The organism is Mesorhizobium sp. B2-5-3, assembly GCF_006441005.1.
Lineage (GTDB): Bacteria > Pseudomonadota > Alphaproteobacteria > Rhizobiales > Rhizobiaceae > Mesorhizobium.
In genome coordinates this window covers 254,892-272,262 of the sequence record NZ_VFUS01000008.1, presented here as the reverse complement: position 1 = coordinate 272,262, position 17,371 = coordinate 254,892, and the positions used below count along the sequence as shown (strand labels likewise).

The window sequence follows — 17,371 nt, the reverse complement described above, 5'->3', positions numbered from 1 at the left end:
CGGCAATCGACATGCTGAAGCTCGAACATCAGACCCTGAACGACCGCGCCTATGGCGCGCTCAAGCAGGAGCTGATTTCGGGCGGCTTCAGCCCGGGCCAGACATTGGTCATCCGCAAGCTTGCCGAGACGTTCGGCATTTCGACGACGCCGATCCGCGAGGCGCTGCAACGGCTCGTCGCCGAGCGGCTTCTGGAATTGCAGAACAACCGCTCGATCATCGTGCCCTTGCTGTCTGCGCCGGCCTTCGAGGAACTGACCCGCATCCGCGTCGCGGTGGAGGGGCTGGCGGGCGAGATGGCCGCCTCGCGCATCACCGAAGACGGGCTGGTCGACATACAGGCCACGCTGGCGGGCATGCAGCGCGCGATCGAGGCGGGCGACGCCGGGGCCTATCTCGCGCTCAACGAGGCCTTCCACTTCGCCATCTACCGGCATGCCGGCGCGCCGATCCTCCTCAACATGATCCGTGATCTCTGGGGGCGGGTTGGGCCCTATCTCAAGCTCCTGATGCAGGCTGAGCGCTACAAACCCCAGTCGAACGAGGCGCATCGCAAGATCGTCGCGGCATTGGCGCAGCGCAACGGCGCCGACGTCAGGACCTCCATAGAACAGGACATCGCCACGGCGGCAGCGGTGCTGGCGGGGAACCTTCGCGCGGCCGAATGACGACGCGATCCCGTCGCGCCCCGGCGATCGGCCTATCCGGTCTTGTCCAGCCGGTCGCGAAGCATGCTCCACGGCAGCAGCGCGTTCGGCGCGAAGCGCAGCAGGCTGTGGAACGGCATCGGCGACGGTGGCCCGAAGGGCAGCGGCAGATCGCGGGCGTCGGTTCCACCAGCCCAGTCCGCAAGCACCTTGCCCATGGCCGTGGTCATGGCGATGCCGCGACCGTTGCAGGCGCGACCTGCGATCAGCCCCGGTGCGAGATCGATGAGGTGGGGCAGGAAATCGGGTTCGACTGCTGCCATCCCCGACCAGCCATAGGCGAGCGGCGGCAGGTCCGGGAGCTCGAGATGCCGGGCCAGCCGCCGCTGGATCGTCTGCGGCAGGCGTCGGTCCGCACCGGGGCCGAAGACATGCATGCCGCCGCTGATCAGCCTGTTTTCGGCATCGAAGCGGTAGGTGAAGAGATTGCGTCTCGTGTCGCCGACGCCTTGCCCGCCGGGCAACAGGCGGCTGCGCACCTCGCGCGGCAGCGGCGCCGTCGCGATCTGGAAGATTTTCAGCGGGAAATAGGTTTTCCGAAGCCCCGGATTGAGCTGTCCGCCATAGGCGTTGGTGGCGATCAGCACCTTTCCTGTGCGCACCGAACCCATTTGCGTCTTCAGCGACCAGCCGTCCGCGATACGGTCGATCGCGGCGACGCGCGTGTGCTCGAACAGGCGCGCGCCGGCTTTTTCCGCCACGTCGGCCAGGCCGCGCGCATAGGCGACCGGATTGAGCACGCCTCCTGAACGATCCATCCAACCGCCGACATAACCGCGGGCGCCGGTCAGCGCCTCGATTTCTTGCCGGTCCAACACGACGGCCGGTCGGCCGCGCTCCGCCCATTGCCCCGCGCGTGATTTGACCTTTTCGAGCGCGACAGGGGAATGTGCCGGCTGGATCCAACCGTTCTGCACCGCGTCGCACTTGATGTCGTGCCGCCTGATCAGGCCGAAGACCAGGTCGGCGCTGCCAGCGGCGAAGTCGATCAGCCTCTCGCCGCGCGCGGGGCCTAGATGGGCCTTTATCGCATCCGGATCCATTTTGGCGAAGTTCGGTACGATGAAGCCGGCATTCCTGCCGGTAGCGCCCCAGGCGATGGTTTCGGCCTCGAGAACGGCGACCGAAAGACCTCTGGCCGCGGCATGCAAGGCGGTCGAAAGGCCGGTGAAGCCGCCGCCGACGATGGCAAGGTCGACATCGAGCTCGCCTTCCAGCGCCGGGCGGAGGCGGGTCTCACGGCTGACCGCGTGCCAAAGCGAAAGCACTTCCTGCCGGGCCATTGCGGTCACGAGCCGCTCTCGCTGGCGGCCACCTTCGCTCGCTTGCCGAGCCGTGCCCGCCGCGGCCGTTCCCCGAACAGTCCGTTGGGGCGGACCAGGAGGATGATGCACAGCATGACGCCGATTGCGACGATCTGCAGGGACGCGGCGCGCGCCTGTTGCTCCGGTGGGAACAGCGCGCTGGTCAGCGTGCCCGATCCGGCCCAGATCCCCCAGACCAGGATGCTGCCGACGATGGCGCCGGCATTGCTGCCCGAGCCGCCGACGATCAGCATCACCCAGACCTGGAAGGTCAGGATCGGCAGGTAATTGTCCGGCGCGATGAAGCCGGTGAAATGGGCCTGCAAGGCGCCCGCAAGCGCCATGATGGCGCCGCCGACCGCGAAGGCCTGGACACGGTAGAAGCGCGCGCTCTTGCCAAGCGAGATCGCCGCCCGCTCGTCCTCCCGCAGCGCCTTCAGCACCCGGCCCCACGGGCTGCGAGACAGGTGCTCCAGCGCCAGATAGGCGACCAGCGTGACCGCCGAGACGACGGCAAGGTTCGACAGGTTGAACAGCAGCGGCGTCTCGGCGAGGCTGCCGAAAGGGCGCGGGATGAAGCCGATGCCGAACGGACCGCCGGTCAGTTTCTGCGCATTAAGCGCGACCAGTTGCACGACCACGGCGACGCCGAAGGTGGTGATGGCAAGGTAGTCGGATCTGAGCCGCAACGTGGCGATGCCCGTCAGGGCCGCGGCGATGCCGCCGACGACCATGGCGCCGACCCAGCCGGCCAGGATCGGTAGCCCAAAACCGCCCAGACGCGCGGCATCGTCCGGCGTCGTCAGCAGCGCCGATGTATAGGCGCCGATGGCGACGAAGCCGGCGAGCCCGACATTGAAGAGCCCAGTCAGCCCCCATTGCAGATTGAGCCCCAGCGTGACCAACGAAAAGATCAGCGCCGTGGTCAGGAAGAAAGCGCCATAGCCGAGCAGGTCCATCAGCGTTCCCTCACACCAAAAAGGCCGATCGGCCGCACGAACAGCACCGCCATCAAGATGATGAAGGAGACCGCCGCGCGCCATTCGGCGCCGATCAGTTGCACGGCGCCCGCTTCGGCGAGCCCGATGATCAACCCGCCGAGCACGGCGCCCGGGATGCTGCCGATACCGCCGAGAATGGCGGCGGCGAACATCGGCAGCAGCATGTCGAAGCCCATGAACGGGCGGATCTGCACCAGGATGCCGATCATCACGCCGGCGACGCAGGCAAGCGCTGCGCCGAGGACCCAGGTGACACGCACCACCTTGGCGACATCGATGCCGACGATGCGGGCAAGTGCCGCATTCTGGCTCAGGGCCTGCATGGACCGGCCGGTCTGCGTGCGCGTCATCAACAGGTGTACGCCCAGCACCAGAATTGCTGTCAGCAGCAACAGCGCGATCTGGTCCGGCGTGATGCGGATGCCGAAGCCGACCGGCATGGCGATCTGGATGGCGCGGCTGAAATAGGTCGGGCGTGAGGTGAAGGTGAACTCGAGCAGGCTTCGCAGCGCCATCGAGGCGCCGAAACTTGCCATCACCACGATGATGGCCTGGCCCTGAGAGCGCAGCCGCGCGAACAGCACCTTGTCGAGCAGCAGCGCCAGCAGGGCGGTGAATGCCATGCCAATGACCAATGCGACGATGAGCGGCCAGCCGAAGGAAAGCGGGGCGATCGGCGCCACCTTGCCGATCGTGGCGCCGATGGCGCCTACGACGGCCAGCGTCGCATAGGTGCCCCAGGCCATGAAGTCGCCATGGGCGAAGTTCGAGAAGCGCAGGATCGAATAGGTCAGCGTCACGCCGATGGCGCCGAGGCCTATCATCGAGCCGGTCAGCAATCCGTCGACGATGAATTGCAGGTTCATGCCGCACTTCCCTTGCCTGAAGGCGCGGCCTTGCCGGCACTGTCCGGGCGCTGGCCAAGATAGAGCTCGGCGACCACCGGATCGCTCCACAATTCAGCGGCGATGCCCTCGTGCCGGTCCTTGCCTTCGACCAGCACATAGGCGCGGTCGCCGATGGCGAGCGCCGCCTTGGCGTTCTGTTCGACGAGAAGGATGGTGACGCCGGACTTGCGGATGCCGGCCAGCATCTCGAACACCATCGAGACGAATTTCGGCGACAGGCCGGCCGACGGCTCGTCCAGCACCAGCACCTTGGGGTGGACGATCAGCGCCCGCGCCACGGCCAGCATCTGGCGTTGCCCGCCCGACAGATTGCCGGCGGCGATGCGGCGCTGGCGCGCCAGGTCGGGGAAGGTCGCGTACATCTCGTCGATGCGGGCGGGAACCCCGCGGCGCTCGATGATGCCGCAGGCAACCCTGAGATTGTCGTCGACCGACATCAGTGGAAACACGTTCTCGGTCTGAGGCACGAAGGCGAGCCCAAGCCGCACCATGGTGTGGGCCGGTGCGGTGGTGATATCCTTGCCGTCGAGGAGAACGGTGCCGCCGGTGACCGGGACGAGACCGGCAATTGCCTTGATCAGGCTCGACTTGCCGGCACCGTTGGGGCCGAGAACGACGACGATTTCGCCCTTCCTCACCGTGATCGAGGCACCGCGCACGATCGGCACGCCGGGTTCGTAGCCGGCTTCGAGGTTGCGGACGTCAAGCACGGTGCCGGTCACGCCGCGCCCCCGAGATAAGCCTCTATCACGCGCGGATCGCGCGCCACCTCGTCGGCCGTGCCTTCGCACAGAAGCTCGCCGCCCGCCATCACCAGGACGCGATGGCAAAGCCGCGTCACCATGTCGATGTTGTGCTCGATCAGAAGAAAGGTGATGCCGCTTCTGTTGATGTCGCGGATGCGGTCGATGATGACTTCGAGCAGCGTGGCGTTGACGCCGGCCGCGGGCTCGTCGAGCAGGATGATCGCCGGGTCGGCCATCATCACACGGGCAAGTTCGAGCAGTTTGCGCTGGCCGCCCGAAAGCACCCGCGCCGGTTCGTGCGCCAGCCGGGTGAGCGAGACGAGTTCAAGCAGTTCGGCAGCCTTCTCGGCGGCTGCCTTCTCTTCGGCGGCGACCCGCCACGGAATCAGGAAATTGGCGAGCAGCCGCTCCCCTGCCTGACGTTGCGCGGCGAGCATGACGTTTTCGATCAGCGTGAGATTGGGCAAGGGCCGTGGAATCTGAAAGGTGCGCCCAAGACCGCGGCCAATGCGCAGGTGCGCTGCTTCGCCGGAAACGAGCGCCCCGTTGAGACGTATCTCGCCGCTTGTAGGCAGGATGCTGCCGGCGAGCAGGTCGAACATCGTCGTCTTGCCGGCGCCGTTGGGGCCGATCAGGCCGAGGATCTCGCCCGGGCGGACCTCGAACGAAACATCGTTGACGGCGACAAGGCCGCCGAAACGCCGCACGACGTTCTTTGCTGCCAGAACCGGCGCCTGGGTCTCCGTCCCATGCCGTTTCGCCGTGTCGTTCATCAAGCCCTCTGGCCGAAGCGATCTTTGCCGCTTTCTGATTTTTTGATTTGTGATCACACTTGCTTTGATCACGCTAATCAGCTTTAATTTTCTCCGCAAGCCGAAAACAGGCCAGGCCGTCGAAAAGGCCAAGATCGGGAACGCCATGCAAAGGGCTGCTGTCGAGCGCACCAACGAGGTCATCGCCGCGCAACTCGCGCCGGTCGGCCGCGAGACGGTGCAGGACCGCGTCTATTCCGAATTGCGCCGGGCGCTGATTGGCGGTCTCTTCGAGCCGAGCCAGGTTCTGACCATACGCGGCCTTGCCGATGCGCTGGTCACGTCTACCATGCCGGTGCGCGAGGCGCTTGGGCGGCTGATCACGGAAAAGGCGCTGGAAGCGCTTCCAAACCGCTCGGTGCGGGTGCCGCCGATCACGCTGGAACGCATCGACGACCTCCTGCGCGCCCGTGCCCTGATCGAAGGCGAGGCAATCGCGCTTGCCGCCGCGCGCATGGATCCGCGTCAGATCGCCACCATCGAAACCATTCTCGGTGAATGGGACGAGATGCGGGCGCTGAAGCACAAGAAGGATGTCGACCGCGAGGTGACGCTCAATCAGAGCTTTCATTTCGAAATCTATCGCGCCTGCGGTTCCGCCGTGCTGATCCCGATGATCGAGAGCCTCTGGCTGCAGTCGGGACCATGCATCCGAGTTGCAATCTATGCCTTTTCCGAGGCCGGCGAGGTCGACACCGCCCATTATCATCGCAGCATCGTCGCCGCGCTTGCGGCGCAGGATGCCCAGGCCGCACGCGAGGCGCTGGTGGCCGACATCAGCCGCCCTTTCGCTTTCCTGCGCGACAAGCTGAAGTTGACGGCAAAGGCGGAGTGAATGCCTGATATGACCAGACGCATCATCAGGATCACCGAGCCGCATTCCGAGCTGTCGGTGACGGCGCAGTTGCTGCCGGAAAAAGCGCCAGAGAACGCAACGTTCCTGTGGTCTTACCTGGCCGAGCCGCGCGTCGTCGCGGGCATTCATGCCATGTGGACCGGCCCGGAAATCTCCTGTCCGATCCCCGCGGCGCATCTGGACGGCGAGGCCTTTGCCCAGGCCTTGCCGGCGGAGAACGCGACGCTGACGCCGCAGCCCGGCGACATCGTGCTTTCCTATGTGCCGCCGCGCATGTGGGGCGGCAACCCGCATGCGATCTTCGACATCGGCCTGTTCTACGGGCAAGGCGCGCGCCTGCTGTTTCCGATCGGCTGGCTGGCGGGAAGCGTCGTTGCGCAGGTGCTGCCCGAGCAACGCGATCAGTTCGCTTCTGCCTGCGGCATCATTCGCCGCAACGGCGCCTGCGATGTCACCTTCACGCGGCTGGAGAGCTGAAATGGCTGAACGCGACGACAGCTTCGAACTCTTCGACCTCCGCGTCGAGGCTGTCGTCCCCGAGGGCAAGCCGGTGTATTGCGGCGCCAGGCCCGGCGACTATTTCGAGCTGAAAGGCGAGATGCTGTCGATGCCGGCGGGCCAGGGATTTTCGATCTATTCCATAGCGGCCGTGCTGCCGCTGCTGGCGGCGAAGCAGCGCCCCACCCATGCCAATGACTGGATGACCTCGGATGCCGAGATCGCCTGTCCCGATCCCAATTGCGCCAGCAGGCTCAGGATCGTCAGGACCGGCAAACGGCGGTTCAGCCACGCCGAGACCACGGCGGTGCCGCTGCCGAAGGAGAGTGAGCAGAGATGACCGCCAAGACTTTCGAACTCAGCCCCGGCTACACAATCTCGCGCGTCATTCGCGGTGGCTGGCAGTTGGCCGGCGGCCACGGCGCGGTGGACCGTCAGCAGGCAGTATCTGACCTGATCGCCACGTTCGACGCCGGGATCTGGACCTATGACTGCGCCGATATCTACACCGGCGTCGAGGAGCTGATCGGAGCGGCGCGGCTGCGTCTGGCCAACGAACGCGGTCTCGATGCCGCCGCCAGGATGAGGGTGCACACCAAGCTCGTGCCGGACCTCGAGCGGCTCGCCGGCATCAGCCGCGATTACATCAGAGGCATAGTCGACCAGTCTCTGCGCCGGCTGAAGACCGAGCGGCTCGACCTCGTGCAGTTCCACTGGTGGGACTATTCAGTGCCTCGCTATGTCGACGCGATGGGTTGGCTCGACGAGCTCCGGCTGGAAGGCAAGGTGCGCAATGTCGGCACCACCAATTTCGATACGCAGCGCCTGGGCGAAATCCTGTCGGCCGGCGTGCCAGTCGTCAGCCAGCAACTGCAATACTCCGTCCTCGACCAGCGTCCGGCGGCGAGCCTCGCCGCGCTCGCCGCGCGCAACGGCGTCAGTTTTCTCTGCTACGGTTCGGTGGCCGGCGGCTTTCTCGGCGACAGATGGCTCGGCGTCGCCGAACCGGACATGCCGCTCGAAAACCGCTCGCTGGTCAAATACAAGCTGATCATCGACGACTTCGGCGGCTGGGAGCTCTTCCAGACCCTACTCAGTGTGCTGAAGCGGATCGGCGACCGCCACGGCGTCGACATCGCCACTGTCGCCAGCGCCTGGGTGCTCGAGCAGCCGCAAGTGGCGGCCGTCATCGTCGGCGCCCGCAACCAGGCGCATGCGCTGGCCAATGCGAAGATCATGGATGTCGCGCTCGGGACTGAGGACCGGGCGGAGATCGGCGCCGTGATCGCCCAGAGCCGCGGTCCCCTCGGCGACGTCTACACGCTGGAGCGCGATCGTCACGGCCGCCACGGCTCGATCATGCACTACAACCTCAACGCGGCCCGGCCATGAGCGCCACCACCGAAAGGCTGTTTTCGCGGGCCAGCACCGAAATCGTCGAGTTGCATCGCTTCTTCGTCGACTGGTTCGTCGCATCGCGCGCCGGCAAGGCCGATTTCAGCCGCTTCGAACGCGTCATGGGCGAAGGCCTGGCCATGGTCACGCCTGACGGCACGGTCCTCGATCGCGATGCGGTGGTCGACCATGTCCGCGCAAGCCGCGCTTCCTGCGACGAAGCCTTCGCCATCTCGATCGAGGACATCCGGCCGGGCTGGCAAACCGGCGACGCGATCGTCGTGCTCTATGTCGAGGCGCAGTTGCGAGGCGGCAAGCATAGCCGCCGTCAGTCGAGTGCGCTCTTCACCACCAATCCATCGGCGCCCAACGGCGTCGAATGGCGACATCTGCATGAAACCTGGCTGCAGATGCCGGAAAGCTGAACAGGCTCCAGACGTGAAATTTGGTTCGTGTAACTCAATTCGTGTAGCTCAAGGGGAACAACAATGAGAAAGACGATACTCCAACTCACCACCGCGCTCGCTCTCGTGACGATCGCCGGCACGGCCCATGCCGCCGACTGCAAGATCACGGTCGGCCTGGTCATGGAATTGACGGGACCGGCCGGTGAATACGGCCAGGCCGGCGCAAAATCGGTCGAGATGGCCTTCCGCGACATCAACGACGCCGGCGGCGTTCGCGGCTGCGATCTGGTGACCGACACGCGTGATAGTCAGAGCCAGGGCAATATCGCCGTCGATGCGGCGACCCAGTTGGTTCAGGTCAAGAAGGTGCCGGTGATCATCGGCGGCATCATCTCCTCGGTGTCGATCCCGATCCTGACCTCGGTCACCGCCCCGGCCAAGATCGTGCAGGTCTCGCCGGCTTCGTCCTCGCCGACGCTGACCGCACTCGGGCGCGATGGCAAGACCAACGGCATCTTCTTCCGCACCATCACCTCCGATGCGCTGCAAGGCGTGGCCGCCGCGAAATACGCCATCGACAAGGGCTTCAAGAAGCTGTCGATCATCCATGTCAACAATGATTTCGGCGTCAACATGGTGGCCGAATTCTCCCGCGCCTACAAAGCGCTCGGCGGCACCGTCGTCTCCGACACGCCCTACAACGAGAAGCAGTCGAGCTATGCCTCGGAAGTCACGGCGGCCATGGCCGGCGAGCCTGACGGGCTTTATCTCGTCAGCACGCCGGTTGACGGCGCCACCGTCGCCCGCACCTGGATTTCGCAAGGGGGCGTGCAGAAATTCCTGCTCAATGACGGCATGAACAGCCCGGACTTCATCGAGTCCGTCGGCGCCGACTATCTCAAGGAGGCCTATGGCACCTCGTCCGGCACCAGCCCGACCGCCTCCACCGACTACTTCACCAAGAATTACAAGGCGTTTTCGGGCATCGAACCGTCCAATCCCGCGGCCGACCGTTCCTATGATGCCGGCGCCATTGTCGGCCTGGCAATCGCCATCGCCGGCTCAGAGGATCCGGCCAAGATCAAGGACGCCATGTACAAGGCGGTCGATCCTGCTGGCGCGCCGATCTTTGCCGGCAAGGACGAGTTCGCCAAGGCGCTCGGACTGATCAAGGACGGCAAGCCGATCCGCTACGAAGGTGTCATCGGCCCGGTCGCCTTCGACAAATATGGCGACATCACCGGGCCGTTCCGCTTGTGGAAGATCGTCGACGGCAAGGTAACGACCGACGGTGAAATGACCACCGACGACGTCAACGCCTTGCAGGCGAAGCTCCAATAGGCCGCCACATCAGGCAGTCCGGCACCGATCGCTCGATGCCGGACTGCTCGTAACCCAACCCTGGCCCTTGCGCCCTGAAATCATGCCGTCCACAACAACGGCTGCGGGCTTCATTCTCCCGACCTGCGTGACAGCCAGCGCCTGCGTCTTTCGCGCTGTTCGGCGAGCTCGGCTTCGTCCCAGTAACCGATCAGCACGCCGGGCTCGATCAGCGGATCGAAGTGCCGCAGCTTGTCGTTGTTTCCCGTCAGCCATTCCTCGGCGACGGTGATGCGGTTGTTGGGCAGCGCCAGCCAGCGGAACAGCGCCTGCCGCAGTCGTTCGATGTCGGCCGCCGCTGATGCTTCGGTGCCGAGATCGCGCAGTTCGTCCGGATCGCCGTTCAGATCGAAGAACATCGGCGCCAGGCCCTCGCCATGGACCAGTTTGAAGCGGCCGTCGGTGATCATGTAGAGCTTGCAGTCGGCGACCGGCATAACGAGCTTCAGCCGCGCGGCATCGCCGCCATAGTCGTACTCGCTCACCGCGTGGCGCCGCCAGTTCACGTCCTGGCCGGCCAGCAGCGGCGCCAGCGACCGGCCCTCGAGAACGTGCGGCTTCGCCTTGCCGCCGAAGAAGTCGAGGAAGGTGGGCGCGAGGTCGATCATCTCCACCAGCGCCTCCGACGTCGTGCCGCGCGTCGCGTCGGCCTGCCGGCGCGGATCGTAGACGATCATCGGCACCTTGGCCGCGACATCGTGGAACAGGTATTTTTCGCCCAGCCAATGGTCGCCGAGATAATCGCCGTGGTCGGAGGTGAACACGATCAGCGTGTTGTCGAACAGACCGCGCTCCTCCATGAACCCGAACAATCTGCCCAACTGATCGTCGATCTGTCTGATCAGGCCCATATAGCAGGGAACGACCCTTTCGCGGACCTCGTCGCGGGAGAAGTTCCTGGAATAGCGCTCCTGCTGGAAGGCTTCGAAGATCGGGTGGGGCGAGACGCGTTCTGCTTCGCTGCGCACGACCGGCTTTATGTCGGCCTTGCCGTACATGTCGTGATAGGGCGCCGGCACGATGTAGGGCCAGTGCGGCTTGATGTAGGAGAGATGCGCGCACCAGGCTTCGCCCTTTGCCTCGGCCTCCTCGATGAAGCGCATGGCGCGGCGCGTCATGTAGGGCGTTTCCGAATGCTCCTCGGGAATGCGCGCCGGCTTGTCGGCATGGACGAGCAGCCAGCCGTTGAAATTCTCGCCGTTCTCGCCTTCACCGGAATTGGCCCAATGCTCCCACGGATTGGCGGCGTCGAAGCCGTGCTCGCGCAGATATTGGTCGTAGGCCGGGTCGGGATCGTAGGCGGACGACGGATGCAACCCGTCGTCGCGCTCGAACGGTTCGAAGCCGCATTCGGCGACGCGCACGCCGATGATGGACGTCTTGTCGATGCCGAGGCGCTCCATGCCTTCCTCGTCGGCCCTCATATGCGTCTTGCCGATCAGCGCGCAGCGCACGCCGATCTCGCGCAGATGCTCGCCGAGCGTAGGCTCGCCGATCCTGAGCGGCACGCCGTTAAGCGTCGATCCGTGCGAGCGGACATAGCGGCCTGTATAGGCACTCATGCGCGAGGGCCCGCACACGGTCGATTGCACATAGGCGTTGGTGAAGCGCACGCCGCGGCTGGCCAGCCGGTCGATATTCGGCGTGTGCAGGGTCTGGTGTCCGGCGCAGCTCAAATAGTCGAAGCGCAGCTGGTCGCACATGATGAAAAGGACGTTGCGGTCTGTCATTGGTCGTCCGTCATTGTGGTTCGCGCAAGACCGGTGTGCCAGAACGGCCGATGTCCTACAACGATGCCTCAAAATATCATTTTACCCAACCAGATGCCTCATGCACTGTGGGAGCCGGGAGGGTCGAAATCGTGCCGTTCGTCACCATTGGCGGCCTTGCGCTGCACCACCGCTATGTCGAGGCGACCGGCACCGCGCGGCCGGTGATCTTCATCAATTCGCTGGGTACCGATTTGCGCATCTGGGACGATGTCATCTCGCAATTAAGCGGTGACATGCCTCTGCTGGTCTACGACAAGCGCGGCCACGGACTTTCCGATATCGGCAGCGGCATCCGGTCGATCGATGATCATGTCGACGATCTCCTGGGCCTCATCGATCATTTCGATCTCGGCAGGGTCGTGCTGTTCGGCCTGTCGGTCGGTGGCTTGATCGCGCAGCGGCTCTATACCCGTCATCCCAGCTGCGTTGAGGCTCTGATCCTGTCCGACACGGCGCACAAGATCGGCACGGACGAGAGCTGGAATAAGCGTATCGCCACCGTCGAGCGCGACGGGATCGAGGCGATAGCCGACGGTGTGATGGAAGCATGGTTCACGCCCGGCTTCCATGCCGCGCGTGCGGCCGACCTTGCCGGTTGCCGCAATATGCTGACCAGGCAGGCGCTGCCGGGTTACATCGGGACATGCATGGCGGTCCGCGACGCCGACCTCACCGAGGCCGCGCGGCGTATCGCGGTGCCGACACTTTGCATGGTCGGCGACCAGGACGGCTCGACACCGCCCGATCTCGTCCGCTCGCTGGCAGCGCTGATCCCCGGCGCCCGCTTTGAAATCATTCCTAATGCCGGCCATATTCCCTGCATCGAACAGCCGGAGGCGGTGGTCGCGCTGATCCGCGATTTTGTCGCGTCGCCTCCTCCGGGGCAGAAACCTTTGAGCGCGGCTACCCCTTGATCGCCGAGCCGACGATGGAATCGACGAAAAAGCGCTGCAGCAGGACGAAGAGGATGAGCGGCGGCAGCACGGCAAGCGTCGCGCCGGCCATCACCAACCCGGTGTTGACGGCGCCTCTGTTGTAACTCAACAGCCGGCTGAGGCTGATGACGATCGGATAGGCGTCGGCGTTGCCTTGCAGCACGGTCAGCGGCCACAGATAGCTGTTCCAGTGATAGACGAAGGCAAACAGCGCCAATGCCGCGATCGCCGGCGCCACGCTGGGCGCCACGATCTTGAACAGGATCAGCAGTTCGGAGGCGCCGTCCATGCGCGCAGCGTCGATCAGATCGTCAGGCACGCTTGCAATGAACTGGCGCATCAGGAAGATACCGAAGGCATTGGCGAGGTTGGGCACGATGATGCCGGCGAGGCTGGCATTGAGGCCGATCGAGCCGACGAGGCGATAGAGCGGGATCAGCGTCACGATCGGCGGCAGGAACATGGTCGCGATCAGCACCGAGAACAAAAGCGAGCGGCCGGGGAAGTGGTATTTGGCGAAGGCGTAGCCGGCCATCATGCTGGTGATGAGGATACCGGCTGTGGTGATCGAGGCGATGACCAGGGAATTCCACATAGAACGGCCGACATTGACCACGCCGGAAACTTTCTCATAGGCGTCGAGGCTCGGCGTGTGCGGGATCCACACCGGCGGCACCTGCATGCTCTCGGCCGGAGTCTTGAGACTGGACAGAACCATCCAAACCAGCGGAAAGGCCGACGCCACGGCCACGAGCAGCATGAGCGTGGCCAGCAGCGCCTTGCGGCCGGCGGGGCGTCTGCGCGGCAACCGGCTCGACGATCCCGCGCTCATTCCTGATCCTTCCGGTTGGCAAAGGCGAACAGAGCGCAGACCACGACGATCAGCGACAGCATCAGCATGACGGCCATGGCCGAACCCAGTCCGCCCTGCGCGCGCTCGATGCCGACGCGGCGGATGTGGTAGGTCAAGACATTGGTCGAGCCGACCGGCCCGCCCTGCGTGATCAGCGCCACCGGCTCGAACACCTGCACGGCGTTGATGATGGCGATGACCGCGCTGAACAGGAGCGTGCGCCGCAGCAGCGGCAAGGTGATGAAGCGGAACTGCTCGAAGCGGTTGGCGCCGTCGAGTTTTGCCGCCTCGTAAAGGCTCCCGGAAATCTGGGTCAGCCCCGCAATCGCCAGCACCGTGAAATAACCGACCTGCTGCCACACATTGAGCAGGACGATCGAGATCAGCGCCGAGCGCGGCGACGACAGAAAGGGTTGCGGGCCGATGCCGAGCAGGCCGAGCATCTGGTTCAGCGGCCCTTCACCAGGCGAATAGAGCTTCGACCACACCAGCGCCACCGCGATCATCGGCACCATGTAGGTGGAAAACAGCACGGTCCGCAGCGCTGTGCCGCCGCCAACATCGTGCTGGTGGACCATCAGTCCGAAGGCGACCGAGAGCGGCAGGATGAGGATGACGGAAAGCGCGGTGTAGATGGAGGTGTTGATCAACGCGCCCTTGAAGTCGCGTCCGACCGATGAGGCGCCGAAAATCTCGCGAAAATTGTCGAAGCCAATGAAGGCCGCATTGGAAAAAGGCGTCTGCGTCGACCAGTCCTGGAAGGATAGCCAGACGGTGAGCAGCATCGGCAACAGGATGAAGATGCCGATCAGCGTCACGGCGGGCGCCAGCATGATGCCCGCCGAGGCACGGTACCTGTTGATCATGGTTCGGTCTACTTGGCGGCGCGCTCCAGGATCGAGGCGGCGTCCGCTTGCGCCGTCGCCTGCGCATCCTTGGCCGAGACCTGGCCGTACTGCAACGCCTCCAGCGTCTGCTGCAGGGATTCCGAGAACTCCTGTCCGCCCGGCACGACCGGGAAGGGCTTGGCGTCGGCCAGCACGCTGACATAGCCCGACAGGAATTCCGAGCCGAGCTTGTCCTTGTGGGCCTCGATATCGGAGCTGCGCGAGGGCAGGATGCCCATCGACATCAATATGTCGGACATCGCCGAGGCGCCGTTCTTGCCGGATTTCGGATTGTTGAGCCAGGCCAGGAATTCCCATGCGGCCTTCTGCTCGGCCTGGCCGGCATTGCCGTTGACCACCGTCATCCAGGAATAGGAGATCGAATGCGGCTTGTCGCCGCTCGGGCCGACGGGGATTGGTGCGGTGGCGATATCCGCGAACCTGTCGCCCATGCCTGCCTTCAGCGCGCTTTCCCACCAATTGGCCATGATGATCATGCCGGTCTTGCCGGAGACGAAATTGTCGAGGAAGGGGCCGGTGGTGTTGGCGTCTGCCGTCGCCATGGCCGGCACGCTGGCGCCCGATTTGATGAGCTCCTCATAGAGCTGGAAGGTCTGCGCGGCCTGCGGAGTGTCCAGCGCCGGCTTGCCGTCCTTGACCAGGTCGCCGCCATTGGAGACCAGCAGCGAGGCGAAGGGGTGGACGACGCCCGCCGCCCAGGAATTGATCATGCCGAAACCCTGCTGGCCGGCATCCTTGTTGGTCAGCTTCTTCGCCGCATCCTTGAACGCGTCCCAGGTCTTCGGCGCAGCAGTAATGCCGGCCTGCTTGAACAGTGCCTTGTTGTAGTTCAGCGCGTAGACGTCGATCTCGTTGGGAATGCCGTAGAGCTTGCCGCCGACCGACGCGGCGCTCACCACGCCAGCGGGCCATGCTCCCTTGACCTCTTCGGCGACAGGGTCGGGGGCGGGCGCGACGAGCTTGTCGCGGGCGAGCTCAGGCAACCAGAGATCGTAGATGCCGCCGATCGTGGGACCGTCCGCGCCGCCGCCCTGGGAGCGCAGCGTGGTCAGGAGATCGCCGAAGGGAACGGCGCGCACGGTGACGCTGACATCTGGATTTGTCTTCGCATAGTCCTTGGCCGCCGCTTCCAGCAATGCGACCGTCTCCGGCGACCAATGGGTGAGATAGGATATGTTGACCGACTGCGCCCAGCCGCTGGCGGGCAGGATGGCCAGGCTCGCGGCCAGAGCCAGTTTCGAAGTCCAGGCAAGAGACATCCTCATCCTCCCTCAGGCTAGCGATCACGATGACGTTATGACAACATGAAGCATTGGCGCAAGGGCCCGATTGCGAAAAAGCTGCGCATGGCGCTGTCCCTGATTTCTCTGCTGTCCGTTCACATACGAAATTTACGGTGGAAATACAGTTAGCTGTGAAGGAATCATGGTTGATTGGCTTAGCCCAGCCGTTCCCGGAGGGAGTGTCAGACCTCTTGCGGAGGCTGCTATGTCGTTATAATGACTTTCCTGAGGAATGACTCTCCGCGGCGTCGATAGGGCCGCGGGACGCCAAGGACAGATAAAAATGGGAGACTGGCAATGAGCATGCTTTCAATTCACCGACGCGCAGCCCTTGGCCTGATCGGCGGCCTTGCCGCCTGCGCTGGCCTGTTCACCAGCCTGCCGGCGCGGGCCGACAGCACGGTGACGCTGTGGAGCTGGCGCACCGAGGACGAAGCCGCGATGCGCCGCATCTTCGATGCCTTCGAGGCCAAGAACCCAGGCATCAAGGTCAACATCCAGTTCACGCCGGATGCCGACTACCAGAACCGCCTGAGCACGGCGTTGCGTGGCGGGCGCGGGCCCGACATCGCCCAGCTCAAGGCCTATGGCGAATTGCAGCCTTTCGTCGAGGCGGGCTATCTCGACGCGCTCGACGAGAGCGTGCCGGAACTGAAGAGCATGCCGGACGCAGCCCTTGGCGGCGCGCGTGGGCGCTCCGACGGCAAGCTCTACGGCGTGCCCTATTCGGTGCCGATGATGGGCGTCTTCTACAACAAGGATATCTTTGCCGCGCAGGGCATCGAGGTCCCCAAGACCTACAAGGATTTCGTCGCCGCCTGCGACAAGCTGAAGGCGGCCGGCATCACGCCGATCGCCACCGGCGGCGCCAACGGCTCGGCGTGGGAACTGGAGATCGGCGTCGGCGTCATCGGCCCGACCGTCTACGGCCCCGGCTTTTACGACGAGATGATGACCGGCAAGGCGACCTTCGAGGATCCGCGCTATGTCGCGGCGCTGAAGCGCTTCGCCGAGCTGAAGCCTTATTTCCCCGACGGCTTCGCCGGGATCGACTACACCACCGCCACCCAGCAGTTCATTGGTGGCAAGGCCGCGATGTTTCTTGGCGGTTCGTTCGAGAATGGCAGCTTCAAATCGCAGAACCCGAAGCTGAAATTCTCGATCTTCCCGTTCCCCGCCGACGATGCGGGGGCAAAGCTCTACACCTCGGCCTTCTCGGACGGCTCCTACGGCCTCGTCTCCGAAAGCGCGAACAAGGAAGCCGCGATCAAGGTGCTGGACTTCATGGCCTCGGCCGAATTCGCGCAAATGTTCGCCGACGAACTCGGCTGGCCGCCGGCCCGCACCGATGTCACGGTGAAGGACCCGGTATTGGCCGAGATGATGGAGATGTCGAAGAACTCGACGCCCTACCTGACGCTGGTCGGCTTCCGCTGGCAGTCGCCGACCGCCTCTTCCGTCCTGCAAGCGGAGATCATCGACATGGTCGAAGGCAACATCGCACCGGAGAAGCTGGCGGCCGACATGCAGGCCGCCGTCGCCACCTGGTTCAAGCCGAAGCAGTAAGGAGCCGGGCCGGCCGCAATGCGGCCGGCCTCCCACCGGG

At 64.6% G+C, this 17,371-nt stretch carries 18 protein-coding genes; 9 read left to right on the top strand and 9 right to left on the bottom strand.

The genetic code is table 11. The annotated features are described in order from the left end of the window. Nucleotides 1-11 precede the first annotated feature (11 nt). Nucleotides 12-668, top strand: a complete 657-nt coding sequence (locus tag FJ867_RS20655; protein ID WP_140555566.1) for a GntR family transcriptional regulator — start codon at nucleotides 12-14, stop codon at nucleotides 666-668. Nucleotides 669-700: 32 nt separating this feature from the next. Here FJ867_RS20655 and FJ867_RS20650 read toward each other — a convergent pair whose 3' ends face one another. The 5 genes from FJ867_RS20650 to FJ867_RS20630 are packed head-to-tail and all read right to left on the bottom strand — an operon-like array spanning nucleotide 701 to nucleotide 5,439. Further along, complete coding sequence (locus FJ867_RS20650; protein ID WP_140818484.1) at nucleotides 701-1,990, bottom strand: FAD-dependent oxidoreductase; 1,290 nt, start codon at nucleotides 1,988-1,990, stop codon at nucleotides 701-703. A gap of 5 nt (nucleotides 1,991-1,995) precedes the next feature. Beyond that, nucleotides 1,996-2,973 (bottom strand): branched-chain amino acid ABC transporter permease, encoded by a 978-nt coding sequence (locus FJ867_RS20645; RefSeq protein WP_181168407.1) that lies wholly within the window; start codon nucleotides 2,971-2,973, stop codon nucleotides 1,996-1,998. After that, on the bottom strand, nucleotides 2,970-3,878 hold the full coding sequence (locus FJ867_RS20640; protein ID WP_140818431.1) for a branched-chain amino acid ABC transporter permease: 909 nt from the start codon (nucleotides 3,876-3,878) through the stop codon (nucleotides 2,970-2,972). Before FJ867_RS20640 ends, FJ867_RS20645 begins: the two co-directional genes overlap by 4 nt. Then, nucleotides 3,875-4,642 (bottom strand): ABC transporter ATP-binding protein, encoded by a 768-nt coding sequence (locus tag FJ867_RS20635; protein WP_140562033.1) that lies wholly within the window; start codon nucleotides 4,640-4,642, stop codon nucleotides 3,875-3,877. Before FJ867_RS20635 ends, FJ867_RS20640 begins: the two co-directional genes overlap by 4 nt. Further along, complete coding sequence (locus FJ867_RS20630; RefSeq protein WP_140520932.1) at nucleotides 4,639-5,439, bottom strand: ABC transporter ATP-binding protein; 801 nt, start codon at nucleotides 5,437-5,439, stop codon at nucleotides 4,639-4,641. The genes FJ867_RS20635 and FJ867_RS20630 overlap by 4 nt, the downstream gene beginning before the upstream one ends. Before the next feature lie 145 nt (nucleotides 5,440-5,584). Between FJ867_RS20630 and FJ867_RS20625 the strand changes: the two genes are divergently transcribed. The 6 genes from FJ867_RS20625 to FJ867_RS20600 all read left to right on the top strand — a co-directional run bounded on the left by FJ867_RS20625 (nucleotide 5,585) and on the right by FJ867_RS20600 (nucleotide 9,975). Beyond that, nucleotides 5,585-6,313: a GntR family transcriptional regulator gene (locus tag FJ867_RS20625; protein ID WP_140497664.1), complete on the top strand. Its 729-nt coding sequence runs from the start codon at nucleotides 5,585-5,587 to the stop codon at nucleotides 6,311-6,313. Then, nucleotides 6,314-6,811, top strand: coding sequence for a DUF3830 family protein (locus FJ867_RS20620; RefSeq protein WP_224681930.1), 498 nt, complete (start codon nucleotides 6,314-6,316; stop codon nucleotides 6,809-6,811). It abuts the gene before it with no gap. Between the two features lies 1 nt (nucleotide 6,812). Continuing rightward, nucleotides 6,813-7,172 carry a TIGR04076 family protein gene (locus FJ867_RS20615; protein ID WP_140648998.1) on the top strand — a complete coding sequence of 120 codons (360 nt, stop codon included), beginning with the start codon at nucleotides 6,813-6,815 and terminating at the stop codon, nucleotides 7,170-7,172. Beyond that, nucleotides 7,169-8,224, top strand: coding sequence for an aldo/keto reductase (locus FJ867_RS20610; protein ID WP_140818429.1), 1,056 nt, complete (start codon nucleotides 7,169-7,171; stop codon nucleotides 8,222-8,224). Before FJ867_RS20615 ends, FJ867_RS20610 begins: the two co-directional genes overlap by 4 nt. Then, entirely contained in the window at nucleotides 8,221-8,652 is a 432-nt protein-coding gene (locus FJ867_RS20605; RefSeq protein WP_140555557.1) for a DUF4440 domain-containing protein, read from the top strand. Before FJ867_RS20610 ends, FJ867_RS20605 begins: the two co-directional genes overlap by 4 nt. A 63-nt stretch (nucleotides 8,653-8,715) precedes the next feature. Continuing rightward, complete coding sequence (locus FJ867_RS20600) at nucleotides 8,716-9,975, top strand: ABC transporter substrate-binding protein (protein WP_140583866.1); 1,260 nt, start codon at nucleotides 8,716-8,718, stop codon at nucleotides 9,973-9,975. 110 nt (nucleotides 9,976-10,085) lie between these two features. On the opposite strand, the gene FJ867_RS20595 is transcribed toward FJ867_RS20600, so the two are convergent. Then, nucleotides 10,086-11,744 carry an alkaline phosphatase family protein gene (locus tag FJ867_RS20595; RefSeq protein WP_140818427.1) on the bottom strand — a complete coding sequence of 553 codons (1,659 nt, stop codon included), beginning with the start codon at nucleotides 11,742-11,744 and terminating at the stop codon, nucleotides 10,086-10,088. A gap of 131 nt (nucleotides 11,745-11,875) precedes the next feature. Between FJ867_RS20595 and pcaD the strand changes: the two genes are divergently transcribed. Next, nucleotides 11,876-12,700, top strand: coding sequence for a 3-oxoadipate enol-lactonase (pcaD, locus tag FJ867_RS20590; RefSeq protein WP_140520927.1), 825 nt, complete (start codon nucleotides 11,876-11,878; stop codon nucleotides 12,698-12,700). Here the strand turns inward: pcaD and FJ867_RS20585 are convergent. The 3 genes from FJ867_RS20585 to FJ867_RS20575 are packed head-to-tail and all read right to left on the bottom strand — an operon-like array spanning nucleotide 12,690 to nucleotide 15,741. Then, entirely contained in the window at nucleotides 12,690-13,553 is an 864-nt protein-coding gene (locus FJ867_RS20585; protein WP_140583863.1) for a carbohydrate ABC transporter permease, read from the bottom strand. The genes pcaD and FJ867_RS20585 overlap by 11 nt on opposite strands. Beyond that, nucleotides 13,550-14,440 (bottom strand): sugar ABC transporter permease, encoded by an 891-nt coding sequence (locus FJ867_RS20580; protein ID WP_140583862.1) that lies wholly within the window; start codon nucleotides 14,438-14,440, stop codon nucleotides 13,550-13,552. Before FJ867_RS20580 ends, FJ867_RS20585 begins: the two co-directional genes overlap by 4 nt. Nucleotides 14,441-14,448: 8 nt before the next feature. Further along, nucleotides 14,449-15,741 carry a sugar ABC transporter substrate-binding protein gene (locus FJ867_RS20575; RefSeq protein ID WP_140583860.1) on the bottom strand — a complete coding sequence of 431 codons (1,293 nt, stop codon included), beginning with the start codon at nucleotides 15,739-15,741 and terminating at the stop codon, nucleotides 14,449-14,451. A gap of 321 nt (nucleotides 15,742-16,062) precedes the next feature. Between FJ867_RS20575 and FJ867_RS20570 the strand changes: the two genes are divergently transcribed. Next, entirely contained in the window at nucleotides 16,063-17,331 is a 1,269-nt protein-coding gene (locus FJ867_RS20570; protein WP_140514572.1) for an extracellular solute-binding protein, read from the top strand. Nucleotides 17,332-17,371 lie beyond the last annotated feature (40 nt).

Coding starts and splice junctions, on each gene's coding strand:
- FJ867_RS20640 (WP_140818431.1), bottom strand. CDS start 3,878: ATGAACCTGCAATTCATCGTCGACGGATTGCTGACCGGCTCGATGATA.
- FJ867_RS20570 (WP_140514572.1), top strand. CDS start 16,063: ATGAGCATGCTTTCAATTCACCGACGCGCAGCCCTTGGCCTGATCGGC.
- FJ867_RS20650 (WP_140818484.1), bottom strand. CDS start 1,990: ATGGCCCGGCAGGAAGTGCTTTCGCTTTGGCACGCGGTCAGCCGTGAG.
- FJ867_RS20595 (WP_140818427.1), bottom strand. CDS start 11,744: ATGACAGACCGCAACGTCCTTTTCATCATGTGCGACCAGCTGCGCTTC.
- FJ867_RS20630 (WP_140520932.1), bottom strand. CDS start 5,439: ATGAACGACACGGCGAAACGGCATGGGACGGAGACCCAGGCGCCGGTT.
- FJ867_RS20600 (WP_140583866.1), top strand. CDS start 8,716: ATGAGAAAGACGATACTCCAACTCACCACCGCGCTCGCTCTCGTGACG.
- FJ867_RS20655 (WP_140555566.1), top strand. CDS start 12: ATGCTGAAGCTCGAACATCAGACCCTGAACGACCGCGCCTATGGCGCG.
- FJ867_RS20580 (WP_140583862.1), bottom strand. CDS start 14,440: ATGATCAACAGGTACCGTGCCTCGGCGGGCATCATGCTGGCGCCCGCC.
- FJ867_RS20585 (WP_140583863.1), bottom strand. CDS start 13,553: ATGAGCGCGGGATCGTCGAGCCGGTTGCCGCGCAGACGCCCCGCCGGC.
- FJ867_RS20605 (WP_140555557.1), top strand. CDS start 8,221: ATGAGCGCCACCACCGAAAGGCTGTTTTCGCGGGCCAGCACCGAAATC.
- FJ867_RS20625 (WP_140497664.1), top strand. CDS start 5,585: ATGCAAAGGGCTGCTGTCGAGCGCACCAACGAGGTCATCGCCGCGCAA.
- FJ867_RS20610 (WP_140818429.1), top strand. CDS start 7,169: ATGACCGCCAAGACTTTCGAACTCAGCCCCGGCTACACAATCTCGCGC.
- FJ867_RS20575 (WP_140583860.1), bottom strand. CDS start 15,741: ATGTCTCTTGCCTGGACTTCGAAACTGGCTCTGGCCGCGAGCCTGGCC.
- FJ867_RS20620 (WP_224681930.1), top strand. CDS start 6,314: ATGCCTGATATGACCAGACGCATCATCAGGATCACCGAGCCGCATTCC.
- FJ867_RS20615 (WP_140648998.1), top strand. CDS start 6,813: ATGGCTGAACGCGACGACAGCTTCGAACTCTTCGACCTCCGCGTCGAG.